We start from the raw sequence: 13,914 nt of genomic DNA, 5'->3' as shown, positions 1-13,914 counted from the left end.
AATGAAAAATGTATATATATTAGGTGGTCTTCGTACACCTATAGTAGTTAAAAATGGAAAATTCCGCAACATACGACCAGAACATTTTGGTGCAAAAGTATTACAAAAACTAATTGAAAAATACCAACTTAAAAATATTGATGGTATATTTGCCGGAAATGCAGTCGGTACCGGTGGCAATATAGCACGTCTCATGTCATTGGAGGCTGGCATTTCTGATAATGTGCCTGCCTGTACAATTGATATGCAATGTGCTTCTTCTGCCGCTGCAATAGATATTGCTCGAATGAAAATCACCTGTGGAAATGGAGATTTATTTCTGGCCGGAGGTATGGAAAGTTCATCCCTACAACCACTGCGTATTTATGATACAAAAGACGACCGTTATATGCAGATACCAGGCGGTTGCTATAAAACTGCTCAATTTTCACCAGGTGAACTTTCACCCATGGTTATGCTGGAAGGGGCAGAAAGAGTTGTACAAATTGAACAGATAAAAAAAACTGAGCTTGACTATTGGGTACTTAAAAGCCATCAACGTGCCTGTCTGGCGCGCGACAAAAAATTACTGGAATCCTATATCGTGCCCATTAATGGTTGGTCAATAGACAATGGTCTGCACGACAAAATAAACCAACGGTTATTGAATCGGCTGCCGCCTATTTTAGGACCTGGCACATCAATAACAGCAGCAAATACCTGCCACACCAATGATGGAGCGGCTTTTATTATTCTATGTTCTGAAAATTATTGCAAAAAAAATAATATCAAACCAAATTTTCGTCTTTTAGATGCCCTAGAGAAAGCCGGACCTCCAAAAGAAAGTCCTCGCGGAGCTATGCGAGCCGCTGACGCACTTCTAACTTATAACAGTTTATCTTATTATGACATGGATTCCATCGAATTCAACGAAGCCTTTGCCGTCATTGATGTATTATTTGCCCGACGTTTTCCAAAGCTTACCGGACATTATAATCAATTGGGCGGAGCTTTAGCTTATGGACACCCATATGGAGCATCCGGTGCAATATTGGCATTACATTTAATGCGCAGCCTATGTATATCACAAGGGAAGTACGGACTTGCCGCTATAGCAGGTGCAGGCGGTACGGGGGCAGCTTTTTTAATAGAACAATGTAGGAGATAAAATGGATTATTATCAGCTTCTAGTACAAAAAAACATAAATCATCCAACGGATATTTTTATCCAGATCGACAACGAAAGTTACACTTATAGACAAATAAAACAACAATCAGATACTTTATTTCAACAAATAAAATTCACAGGACTAAAATCTGGCAGTCGTCTGCTCATTTCTTCGCAAAATTTCTATCAGCAGGTGATTTCTTTCTTTGCAGTGCAAGCAGCAGGATACATACCTATATTACTACATAAAGGCTTATCATCATCAGAAATACAAGGAATTATAAATAAAAATCATCTACAGGGAATTTTACAATTTGGCTCAAAAGGATTAGAAAAAAATTTTCTCATATTTGATAATATCATTCCAAAAATTGATTGTTGCCTCGGTGTATTAAGCTCTGGTTCCAGCGGATTGCCTAAGGTAATGTATAGGACATATGCAAGCTGGGCTGATTTTTTCCCAATTCAAAATATCATTTTTAAAATAAAAAAAAACAGTCGTGTTTTTCTGCAAGGCAGCCTTAGTTTTACAGGAAACCTGAATACTTTCTTATCAGTTTTATATGAAGGCGGGCAAATAATTACCAGCAATTTTATTCATTGCCGCAGTTGGCTTCAACTTATTTCAGACAGTAAAGTGAGTGTATTATATCTTGTTCCCAGCAAATTACGTTTATTGTTACAGGTTTGTAAAAAGGAAATTGTAACCGTAAATCTAATATTTACCGGTTCTCAATTATTAGATAAAAAAGATTTATACAATTTGCATCAGTATTTTACTAATGCCCAAATTATTCTTTATTATGGAGCAAGTGAGCTCAATTATATCACCTATGCAGAATGTCGTAGTTTAGATAGAGATTCCCGCAATCTTGGCCGACCATTTCCAGGTGTGGAAATTTACACTAAAAACAATATTATCTATGTCAATACGAAATATCACGTAACTGGTTTAAAAATGCCATACACTGTAAATGATCTTGGTTATATTAATAAAAACGGAGAACTGATATTTCAAGGACGCCGGCAAAATTGGATTAATAAGGGTGGTTTCAAAATCAGCTGTATCAAGATTCAATTAAATCTGCGTAAAATTTTCGGAGTCAAAGATGCAGTTGTTCTGCCATATAAAGACTCATTACGCGGTGCTGAATTGGCAGCATTTATTATCCCCCGGAAAAACATAAATAAAAACCATATACGTCAATATATACAGAAAAATTTTAATCCTGTAGAAGTTCCGGGAAAAATATATTTTTTAGAAAAAATCCCTCTAAATGATCGTGGAAAACTTGATAAATCAATTTTACAATCGATGATTTTATGAAAATTCAAGAAAGAAAAAAACTGTCGCCTAAACAACATTAGCCTCATAAAGCTGCACTCTGCCACTGCCGCACGATTTTCTGCCATCCCAAGGCCGGATAAAGAAAATAGCATATTATACAGCCTCTTTTTTTTATTCTAACTACTATTATGCTATAATTATAATAAATTTATATTATAATTATATTTTTCATGATAGGAGGCCATTTATTAATGCTATATGAATTACAAAATAAATATATAAAAATTAAAGTAAATACTTTAGGTGCCGAACTAAAATCTCTTTATTCACTGCACAACAACAAAGAATATTTATGGTCTGGTAATCCTGATTACTGGAAAAGAAGCGCTCCCATACTCTTCCCTTTTGTTGGCCGTTTAAATAAACAGCAATATCGTTATAATGGTAAAACTTATAAAATGAGCCAACACGGTTTTGCCAGGGACAAAGAATTTCAGTTAATCGAAAAAAAGGACAATAAACTTTCTTTTTTGCTTACCGAAGACAAACAATCTTATGCAATATATCCATTTAAATTTAATTTAACCCAGGAATATGAACTACAAGAAAATAAATTAATTGTTTCCTGGAAAGTTACCAATACTGATAAAAAATTATTATATTTTTCAATTGGCGCCCATCCTGCATTTATCTGTCCTTTTTCAGATAATGAAAAAACTTGCCGTTTAAAATTCAATACTGACAAATCTTTATCATATCGTTTAGTCAATAAGGATTCTTTATTAGCTGATGAATTTCATCCATTAATTTTACAAGACAGTATCTGGCAATTTACTAAAGATGTATTTAATAAAGATGCTTACATTTTAGAAAATTATCAAATAAATTCCATAGCACTTCTCAATAAAGATAATGATCCATATTTGACAATTCATTTTCAATCTCCTGTAGTAGGTATATGGTCACCTGCTCATAAAAATGCCCCATTTATTTGTCTGGAACCATGGTATGGACGCTGTGATGCGGAAAATTTTGCCGGGGAACTAAAAGATCGTGATTTTAGTAATGCTTTACCCGGTGGCAGTACTTTTTCGACACAATATGAAATAGAAATAAATCTTTAAAAATAAAGAACAAAGCTGCAGAAAAACTCTTCACAGCTTTGTTCTTTATTTTTCAAATACCATTATTATACAAAAACTATACCTCTTGTTTATCCGGTGGAACATTATGCAGCAGCAAATCCGGATTATTATCAATAATCCAGCCCAATGCCCATTCATTACTGACCAATAAAACCGGCTGTTTCTTCATATCATAAACAAACATGCCCCTATCGGCCCCACGCAGCGACTCTGGAGTAACTTCCATACCATTTTTTAATTCTAACCATCTGGCAACTTCAAACGGCTGCATCGTAATATTTATATCAACATTATATTCATTTTTCAAACGATATTCCAAAACATCAAACTGCAACTGACCGACAGTTCCAACTATATAACTTTCCATACCAGCACCAGGCTGCTCAAATAATTGTACAGCCCCTTCTTGCGTAAGCTGCGCAATTCCTTTGATAAACTGTTTTCTTTTCATCGTATCTTTAGCTTCGACGCGGGCAAATCTTTCTGGCGGAAATACCGGAAAATCAGCAAACCTAAACTTCTTTTTTACATCACAAATAGTATCACCTATTCTAAAAATTCCAGGATCAAATAGTCCGACTATATCCCCAGGATAAGCGTTATCAATTATTTGCCTGTCTTGAGCCAAAAACTGCTGTGGCTGAGAAAGTTTAATAACCTTATCATTTCTTACCTGCAAAACCTGCATATTGCGTTCAAATTTTCCTGAACAAATACGAATAAAGGCTAATCTGTCATGATGTGCCGGATTCATATTAGCCTGAATTTTAAATACAAATGCTGAAAATTTATCATCATCAGGCATTATAAGGCCATTAGTTGATTCATGAGGCTGAGGTGACGGTGCTAACCGCAAATATTCTTCCAAAAAATTTTTTACCCCAAAATTAGTCATGGCACTGCCAAAAAACATTGGTGTGAGTTCACCCTTAGCCACCTTTTCGTCATTCCATTTCTCACCGGCAGCATTTAACAAATCTATATCATCAATAAGTGATTCATATATATCTGTATCAACATTTTCGATTAATTTTTCATCATCAAGCGAATATACAACCGAATCACGTTCTTTTTGTCCATGACTATCATCTGATGCAAATAATTCCACATTATTTTTTATACGATTATATACACCGCAATACCTGCCGTCAATCCCAATTGGCCAATTCATAGGGTAAGCTCTTATCCCCAGTACATTTTCGATCTCATCCATCAAATCAAGCGGTGCCTTACCAAATCTATCCAACTTATTAACAAAAGTAAATATTGGTATATTGCGCTGCTTACATACTTTAAATAATTTCTTAGTTTGAGTTTCAATCCCTTTAGCTGCATCCATCACCATTACAGCACTATCTACCGCCATCAAAGTACGATAGGTATCCTCACTGAAATCCTGATGACCAGGCGTATCTAATATATTTATGCGACATCCGCCATAATCAAACTGTAACACACTGGATGTTACTGAAATACCACGCTGCTTTTCTATTTCCATCCAGTCTGACACCGCGTGACGCTGTGCTTTCCTTGACTTTATTGAACCTGCCAGATGAATAGCACCCCCATACAGCAATAATTTTTCTGTAAGTGTTGTCTTACCAGCATCCGGATGCGATATTATTGCAAATGTACGGCGCTTCTTTATCTCATCTTGCAACTCTTTCATTACTATCTCCCTTTGTACTCATATAACATTTTTATATTCCCTATTAAAATTTTACTTTACTATTTTATCATAAATAAATAACAAAAGCACTGCATTACACCTAATCATATAAAAAGACACAATAAAATTAAACTAAATCTATAAAGTTGGTATTAAATACAGTTTTATAGATTTATAGTAAAATTATTGTGCCTTAATTATTATCTATACTAACTTATAATAAACTGTCAGCAATTGTGACATTCATCATAAATGCCGGCTTTTTTTAAAGTCTTAACCATAGTTTCGCCCATATGAGCCACTGTATCAGCAACTTCTATACCAGCGGCATTCAGCGCTTTTATTTTATCGGCAGCAGATCCCTTGCCGCCAGAAATAATAGCACCGGCATGTCCCATGCGTTTTCCCGGAGGAGCCTGACGGCCACTGATAAAAGCAGCCACAGGTTTTTTCATATTAGCATGTATCCAGGCAGCTGCATCTTCTTCAGCATTACCGCCAATTTCCCCGATCATTAATACAGCTTCAGTTTCATTATCTTTATTAAAAGCCTCCAATGCATCGATAAAGTCCGTTCCCTTTACCGGGTCACCGCCTATACCGATTATTGTAGTCTGTCCTATTCCAGCATTAGTCATCTGATACATTGCTTCATAAGTCAAAGTACCAGAGCGCGAAATAATTCCTACATGTCCTTTTTTATGGATAGATCCAGGTATTATGCCGATATTACATTCATCAGTGGTCATTATACCAGGACAGTTAGGTCCTATCATGCGAGTTTTCTTACCTTTTAAATAATGACGTACTTTAATCATATCCTGAACAGGAATATGTTCTGTTATACATACAACTGTATCCAATTCAGCATTTATAGCTTCAAGTATACTATCAGCCGCAAATTTAGCCGGCACAAAAATTACCGAAGCATTAGCGCCAGTTTTTTTCTTAGCTTCAGCTACCGTATTAAAAACCGGAACACCTTCTACTACCTGACCGCCTTTACCTGGTGTTACGCCAGCAACTATCTTAGTTCCATATTTAAGCATATTATCAGTATGAAATAAGGCCTGCTTACCTGTTATTCCCTGTACTATAACTTTAGTATTTTTATCAATAAAAATTCCCATTAAAAATTCCACCTCCGTCAATTATGCATCTTTTACTAATTCTACTACTTTTTTTGCGCCTTCAGTCATTGATTCTACCATTATAACATTAGGAATATTAGCTTTTCTGAGAATTTCCCGTCCTTCTTTTACATTCGTTCCATCAAGACGAACAACTATAGGAATCTTTAAATCAAGCATTTTATTTGCTTCTATTATCCCTTCAGCAATTATGTCACATTTATTAATACCACCAAATATATTAACAAAAATTCCCTTTGCCTGACCGTCTTCGGTCATTATCTTAAAAGCTTTAGCATCATCTTCAGCTGAACCCTGCCCGCCGACATCCAAAAAGTTAGCTGGTTCTCCACCATAATGTTTAATTATATCTACGGTTGCCATAGCCAATCCGGCACCGTTTACCATACAAGCCACATTGCCACCTAAATTTACATAATTAAGGCCTAAAGCAGCAGCTTCTCTTTCTTTGGAGTCTTCTTCGCTTTCATCTCTTAATTCTGTTATATCCTTATGCCGATACAAAGCGCTATCATCAAAATTAAGCTTAATATCAAGTGCCATAACATTACCGTCCTCAGTTAAAACAAACGGATTTGTTTCTGCCAAGGAACAATCTTTATCAACGAAAACTCTATATAATCCCATCATTAAAGCAGCCGCTTTATTAACAAGAGCAGGTTCTATATTAAGTCTGAACGCCATACGGCGCGCCTGAAAAGGTGCTAAACCAATAAATGGATCAATATATTCTTTTAATATCTTTTCTGGAGTAGATGAAGCTACTTCTTCTATTTCCATTCCGCCTGCTTCAGAACCTATCATAACAGTCTGAGCTGTGGTGCGATCAACTGTAAAACTCAAATATAATTCTTTTTTTATTTTACAGCCGGTTTCGACCAATAGACGATTTACTTTTTTTCCTTCAGGTCCTGTCTGCTTTGTTACAAGAACTTTTCCCAATAATTCCTTGGCATAATTTTTTACTTCATCAATTGATTTGGCAATTTTTACACCACCAGCCTTACCGCGTCCTCCAGCATGAATTTGTGCCTTAACAACAATTACCTTTGAATCAAGTTCTTTGGCTACATTTGCTGCCTCTTCAACCGAAAAAGCCGGCTTTCCTACAGGAACAGAAACACCGTAGGAGCGAAGAATTTCTTTCCCCTGATATTCATGAATATTCATTTAAACACCCCAATCTATAAAATTTAATTAATCAAATAACAAAAAAAATTATCTGACTATTATCAAAATAGTAAATACTCAAAGAGTCTATAATAAAACACTATATTTTAAAAACTTTTAATTAAAAGGATCTTTCCAATTCAATTAATCGGCAGCATTCTTACCAAATATATATTGTTATAATTTATTTCTTATCATTATAACACAATTAAATAGATGTATAAAATAAATGTAACTCTATATTACTATTATTCATATTTATATTTCAAGTGCTCTATCATCAGTTTTTTTGCTGTATTTCCATAATAATATGCCGCTCTTTCAAAATCTCTTTTCTCTTCATAGTTTCTTCCAGCCAAAAGCATCATTTCTAAAGTTTCCGGTTCAATAAATTTAATATCAGACCAAAGTGATTTTGCTACATAATATTTGTATAATCTTTCCATTTCAGGTGTATTTCCCTTTATCCAAGGTTTACTGTCATTTACAAAATGCAACAAAATATCACCTTTTTCCCGTAAATCCAGAGTTGGATCATTTGCTGCAATCATACGATTAAATTTATATGAAATAGTATAAATTTTATTTTGTAAAACAACATTTATAGCATCTTGGTCAGGCAAAAGAAAAAATTCATAAAACTTTTTATAACAATCACTGATTATTTCTGTTATATTATATTTTTTCCAAGCCAGTAAATTTATCATCATCATTCCAGAATTAAAATATTTATCAGTCTGCAATCCTAATCTTTTTATTTGTTCCTGTCCATTTTTTTCTTTATATGGGCATGCTGCTATTATATACTCATATGGTATATCAAGTTTCCACAAAAAATTAATATTATCAATACAAAGCATATCAGCATCGAGATAAATTACTCTTTTTATAGTATCAGGTAATATTTTCGGGATGAATATCCGCAATAATATTGATTTATTAAATCTTTTATCTGTATATGCGGACAAATTTGGCAAGTCTTTTATCTGCTGTGATAAATCATATATTTTTATTTGTGCTTTTTTATAAATATTATTAAATTTATTTTTCCTGTTAATATTTTCATCAGACAGCATACCATTGACTGCAACATGAAAAATTATTTCATTATCAAATGAATTCAATAAAATAGAAGTCATTAAAATACCAGCATAAGCAAAATATTTATCATCGACCCCCAGTGCTATATGTATTATTTCATTATTAACCATCTAAGAAAAATCTCCGTTTTCCTTTGAAAATTCATTAATAAAAGAACGATTATAAAGCGTTATTGAGGAAATTGATGACAAATATATATTTTTTTCTGTCACAATACATGATTTAGGAGAACTTTGTGATACGTCCACCACTTTATGTTTATCTCTCATCGCAGCGATGAATTCATTATTTTCATTATTCTTTATATCATATATGACAATTATATTTTTTAAAGGTATGGATATATTACAACCAATATGCAAAAACATCACTTAATTCTCCCTTTTTTTGTTATTTTTCTCATTTCATCATATTTTAAATCATATTTCAATTTATTTATATTTTCCTTCACCAATTTATTATTAATTTGTTCCGGTGGTAAAGCCCGATAAAGCATTACCAATGTTTTTACCTGTATATCATCATATGATGATATATTTAAATCCGCTGCCAATTTTTGTACTAAGCTCGTTCTGGCATCATTTACCATTTCTCTGGAGCAATTTACATATCTATTTATTTCCGCATATCGAGCCCACGGTTTTGTCATCAATATTTTACGTATCTGCACAGCCTCTTGCGATTTTCTTATTCTCTTACAATTATCACAATATTCTTCCTGTGCAGGACATAAAGACCGGCATTTCTTGCATTCATGCCAGTCATGCATAAGTTTTATTTTATCAATTTTTTTATGAGTAGACATAATTTTTTTTATTCTTTTTGCCAGCTCTTCATCCCTGATATTTCGACAACATTTATCTATACTATCTTGTTCGGCTAGTGTTAAATTAATTTCCGAAAGCAATTTTTTCATATCATTTTTTTGCAGTATTTTAACTGGTATTTCTTTATTACTTCCTGCTTTACCATAAGTAAATTTTATATCTTTTATTATTTTATATTTTAATATAGTATTTATTTTATTCAAAATATCATATTTCATATATAAAAGATTATTAGCCCATACACTGCTGGATGTCCCAATATACAATACACCAAAGGCAAAATTTTTTGGTATTGCATGTGCTGCTATTTCTTTGCCAACAATATTTTCCCAATAAAATTTAATAAGATAAAATTTATACTCCGGTGCTTTGGAAAGATGTTTTATAGCCCTGGGAATTATTTGACCTACGGATTTAAAATCAAATGATTTACTATTTCTTCTTATCATTTATAACACCTCTACTTGTCCCGCCGATACATTATAAAGTTTTACAGCCGCTGTTTTACTAAACATCACTGCATCAGTGCCTGTAATAAATGTCTGAATGTTTTTATTTTGGAAAAATTTGACCATTTTTTCACGACGTTTTTCATCAAGTTCACTCATTACATCATCTAACAGTAATATCGGATACTGTCCTGATATATTTTTCATATATTCTAATTCAGCTAACTTTAATGCAAGAACAGCTGTCCTTTGCTGACCTTGCGAACCGAAATTTTTTAAATCGATGCTGTTTATTTCTAATTCTAAATCATCATGATGTGGTCCAATACTTGTAGTTCCTCTTTTTATATCAATACCTTTGTTTTTTATTAAATTATTTTTAAAAATAGTTTTTAAATCGTCTGATACATTATATTTATTTATATTATTTATCTTATAATTAATCTTAAGTTCCTCTTTATTATCAGATATAACCTGCTGCATTTCAGCAGCATATACAGCTATTTTTTTTATGGCAGTAAATCGACTTTTCCATATAAAAACGGCGCTGTCTATTAACTGATTGTCCCACATATCGAGCTGATTCAACAGCCGTCGATCTTCCCTTATCTTTTTTAATAAATTATTTCGTTGGGTGACTACTCTATTATATTTTACCAAGTTAGTATAATAAAATATATTTGTCTGTGATAATTCTATATCCAAAAATCTACGGCGTAAAGCTGGTGATCCTTTTATTAACATCAAATCTTCCGGTGAAAATAAAACTATCATTATCGTCCCAGGTAAATCTTTTTGACGAATAACTCCGCCATTTAATATGATTTGTTTCCTTTTTCCCCTTGTCAATAAAAATTTTATATTGTTCTTTATGTCTATCCTGGAAAAACATATATTTATTGCGGCCTTTTCTTCCTGCCAATGTATTAAATCGTTATCATTTTTTAATCTATACGATGTTCCCAGGGCAGCATAATAAATTGATTCGATTATGTTTGTCTTTCCCTGAGCATTATCACCAGTAAATATATTTAATGATGGTGATAAATCTAATTTAAGATCTTTATAATTACGAAAATTTTTCAATAATAAAGTATTTATAAGCATTGTTATTTCCTAATAAAATTATAAAAAATTGCTTTTTGTGTAAAGATGTTTAATAACAAAAATTACACAAAAAGCAATTTTTTTATTTATTCTGTCGTACAGGTGTAACTACATAAATGAACATATCATCATTTATTGATTTTATTGATGCCGGAGTAGTTGGTTGATTAAAAGAAAAATTCAATTCATCTGTATCTATATATTTTAACACATCAAGTATATATTTAGCATTAAAAGATATATTTATTGGCTGTCCATTTAATTTGATTGATATATTTTCTTCAGCTTTGCCGATTTCTGGGTTATTTGATGATAATAGAAGATTTTCTGCTGTAAAATCAAGGTTTATTATATTATATTGATTGGATCGGGATATTAATGATACTCGATCAATAGCTTCTTGCAAATCATGTGTTCGAATTGTAGCTACAGTATCAAAACTTGGAGGGATTACATTGGTATAATCAGGAAATTGTCCTTCTATTAAGCGGGAGACAATATAAATATTTTCGTAAGTAAAACTGATTTGATTATGTGAATAAGTAATATCAATATTTATTGGAATGTCAGCATTTAATAATGATGATAAATCATTTAATATTTTTGCTGGAATGATTAATTTTGAAGAAACTGTAATATCATTATTGTCCATTATTTCTTTTTTGACCGCTAAACGATGGGTATTAGTTGCTGCCATTGTTAATTCAATATTGTTTAATTCCAATAGACAACCGGTAAATATTGGGCGTACCATTTCTGAAGAACAGGCAAAAGATGTTTTTCTTATCAAATCTGTAAGAATATTACTTCTGATGGTTATATTGTTGTCACTTTCAAGTTTTTGTATCTTGGGAAAATCAGTGGCAGACATACTTAATAAGTTAAATTTAGCAGTGTTAGACTTTATTGTTATAGTATTTTGTTCATTGTTTGATGATAATTCAATTGTATCTCCTGGAAGTGTTTTTATTACATCAGAAAAGTATCGGCCAGGAACGACAATGGCTCCTTCTTCTTGTACATTTGCTGTTATTTTACAAATGATGCCTATATCATAATCAGTTGTTTCTATGCTTAGGGTATTGTTTTCTGCGTGAATATATATGCCTGATAATATTGGCATTTGTGGTTTGTTTGATATGGCTTTTGTGTTGATTTGTATAGCTTTGGTGATTTCATTTTTAGGGCAGGTAAATTTCATTTTGTTCTCCTTATTTATTATTATTATATACATATATAAGGTTAGTAGTAATAGTCATAGGGGCTGTGATAATGTTGATAAGTATAGTTTGTTGTTGAGTAGTAAGATTTTTTGTTGTTCATAATGTGTGGATAAGTTGATATAGGTAATCCACATATTAACAAATTATGGGGATTATTATTTTTATCCACATTTATTTTACATCTTATACATGAATTATTCACATTTTGTGGATAATTAAGCTTATATATTTTGTATACGGCTTATTAATTCTTTGATGGTATTATCTAATTTGTGATTAGTTTTTCTTTCCTGGCTTATTTTATCATTGGCATGTATAACTGTGGTATGATCTCTGCCACCGAATATTTCACCAATGCGCGGCAGGGATGCATCGGTTAATTCACGGCATAAATACATAGCTATTTGACGTGGAAAAGCCAGATTTCTGGTTCTTTTTTTAGCTACTAATTCAGATATGTCGATTTTGAAATATGATGACACGATTTCTTGTACTAATTCTAAAGTTACAGTACGGTTTTCATTATTGGTGAAAACATTTTTTAGGGCTTCTGCTGCGAGTTCTTTGGTTATTACTTGTTTATTTAGTGAAGCAAAAGCCATTACACGAGTAAGTGCGCCTTCAAGTTCTCTAATATTATTGTCAATGCGGCTGGCTATGTATACCATTACGTCGTTTGGTACGGTTAAGTTTTCCAATAAGGCTTTTTTCTTTAATATTGCGATTCGAGTTTCAAGATCCGGTGCTTGAATATCGGTGATAAGTCCCCATTCAAAACGTGAGCGCAGACGATCTTCAAGTGTTTGGATTTCACGTGGATGACGATCGCTTGATATTATTATTTGCTTATTAGCATCATGCAGTGTATTGAAAGTATGAAAAAACTCTTCTTGTGTATGTTCTTTTTTTGATAAAAATTGTATATCATCAACGAGCAGAACATCGATATTTCTATATTTTTGTCGGAAAGCTTCTGGTTTTCCGTCGCGAATGGAATTTATCAGTTCGTTGGTAAATTTTTCGCTGGAAATATATAAAACGCGCATATCAGGATTATTTTTTAATATTTTGTGTCCGATAGCATGCATTAAGTGAGTTTTTCCCAGACCAACACCGCCGTACATAAAAAATGGGTTATAGACTTTAGCTGGTGATTCCGCGACTGCCAAGGCGGCTGCGTGTGCAAATCTATTTGAGTTGCCGGTGACAAATGTTTCAAAGGTATATTTGGGATTTAAAGAGGATGAATCACCAGGAGTTATTGGCAGAGGAGATATATTTGGTCGTGAATTTATTGTGGAAGTTTCTTCCTTATGGGCAGGAGAATTTGTGGGATATATAAGCGGTATTTGAGGTTCAGCTTCTTCAGGGGTTTCATCTTGAAAATGAAAACTGGTTATTATTATGTCTAATTTAGCTTTTGTTACTTCATAACTGGCATCTATTATGAGCTGCATATAATGTTTTTCTATCCAGTCTTTGGAAAAATCTGTTGGAGTTCCTAATTCTAATGAAGTAGTAGTGAGGTTTATTGGTTTTATAGGTCTTAGCCATGTATCGCATACCATTTGAGAGAGTGAGTTTTCTAATTTTTTTAGAATTTCTTCCCAAGTAGCATGTAATTGTGCGGTCTCCAT

At 32.9% G+C, this 13,914-nt stretch carries 12 protein-coding genes; 3 read left to right on the top strand and 9 right to left on the bottom strand.

Translation table 11 applies throughout. The annotated features are described in order from the left end of the window. Position 1 precedes the first annotated feature (1 nt). The 3 genes from F8M42_RS00060 (at position 2) to F8M42_RS00050 (ending at position 3,559) form a co-directional block, all read left to right on the top strand. Positions 2-1,147: an acetyl-CoA C-acyltransferase gene (locus F8M42_RS00060; protein WP_182187411.1), complete on the top strand. Its 1,146-nt coding sequence runs from the start codon at positions 2-4 to the stop codon at positions 1,145-1,147. A gap of 1 nt (position 1,148) precedes the next feature. Then, complete coding sequence (locus F8M42_RS00055; protein WP_182187410.1) at positions 1,149-2,474, top strand: AMP-binding protein; 1,326 nt, start codon at positions 1,149-1,151, stop codon at positions 2,472-2,474. A 212-nt stretch (positions 2,475-2,686) separates the two neighbouring features. Further along, a complete protein-coding gene (locus F8M42_RS00050) occupies positions 2,687-3,559 on the top strand; it encodes an aldose 1-epimerase family protein (RefSeq protein WP_182187409.1) in 873 nt (290 codons plus the stop codon). 76 nt (positions 3,560-3,635) lie between these two features. Here the strand turns inward: F8M42_RS00050 and F8M42_RS00045 are convergent, their stop codons facing one another. The 9 genes from F8M42_RS00045 to dnaA all read right to left on the bottom strand — a co-directional run bounded on the left by F8M42_RS00045 (position 3,636) and on the right by dnaA (position 13,914). Next, entirely contained in the window at positions 3,636-5,249 is a 1,614-nt protein-coding gene (locus tag F8M42_RS00045) for a peptide chain release factor 3 (RefSeq protein WP_182187408.1), read from the bottom strand. A 227-nt stretch (positions 5,250-5,476) separates the two neighbouring features. Next, positions 5,477-6,379: a succinate--CoA ligase subunit alpha gene (gene sucD / locus F8M42_RS00040; protein ID WP_182187407.1), complete on the bottom strand. Its 903-nt coding sequence runs from the start codon at positions 6,377-6,379 to the stop codon at positions 5,477-5,479. Positions 6,380-6,400: 21 nt separating this feature from the next. Further along, positions 6,401-7,570 carry an ADP-forming succinate--CoA ligase subunit beta gene (sucC, locus tag F8M42_RS00035; protein WP_182187406.1) on the bottom strand — a complete coding sequence of 390 codons (1,170 nt, stop codon included), beginning with the start codon at positions 7,568-7,570 and terminating at the stop codon, positions 6,401-6,403. Between the two features lie 248 nt (positions 7,571-7,818). Beyond that, complete coding sequence (locus tag F8M42_RS00030; RefSeq protein WP_182187405.1) at positions 7,819-8,781, bottom strand: glycosyltransferase family 8 protein; 963 nt, start codon at positions 8,779-8,781, stop codon at positions 7,819-7,821. Then, positions 8,782-9,039 carry an extracellular matrix regulator RemB gene (gene remB / locus F8M42_RS00025; protein ID WP_182188555.1) on the bottom strand — a complete coding sequence of 86 codons (258 nt, stop codon included), beginning with the start codon at positions 9,037-9,039 and terminating at the stop codon, positions 8,782-8,784. After that, positions 9,039-9,947, bottom strand: a complete 909-nt coding sequence (locus F8M42_RS00020) for a DUF721 domain-containing protein (RefSeq protein WP_182187404.1) — start codon at positions 9,945-9,947, stop codon at positions 9,039-9,041. Before F8M42_RS00020 ends, remB begins: the two co-directional genes overlap by 1 nt. After that, on the bottom strand, positions 9,948-11,054 hold the full coding sequence (gene recF / locus F8M42_RS00015; RefSeq protein ID WP_182187403.1) for a DNA replication/repair protein RecF: 1,107 nt from the start codon (positions 11,052-11,054) through the stop codon (positions 9,948-9,950). Between the two features lie 82 nt (positions 11,055-11,136). Further along, complete coding sequence (gene dnaN, locus F8M42_RS00010; protein ID WP_182187402.1) at positions 11,137-12,255, bottom strand: DNA polymerase III subunit beta; 1,119 nt, start codon at positions 12,253-12,255, stop codon at positions 11,137-11,139. 243 nt (positions 12,256-12,498) lie between these two features. Next, on the bottom strand, positions 12,499-13,914 hold the full coding sequence (dnaA, locus tag F8M42_RS00005) for a chromosomal replication initiator protein DnaA (RefSeq protein ID WP_182187401.1): 1,416 nt from the start codon (positions 13,912-13,914) through the stop codon (positions 12,499-12,501).

The organism is Pectinatus frisingensis (assembly GCF_014076555.1).
GTDB classification, from domain to species: domain Bacteria; phylum Bacillota; class Negativicutes; order Selenomonadales; family Selenomonadaceae; genus Pectinatus; species Pectinatus frisingensis.
The sequence above is the reverse complement of the archived record's forward strand: the minus strand, read 5'-3'. Positions and strand labels throughout refer to the sequence as shown.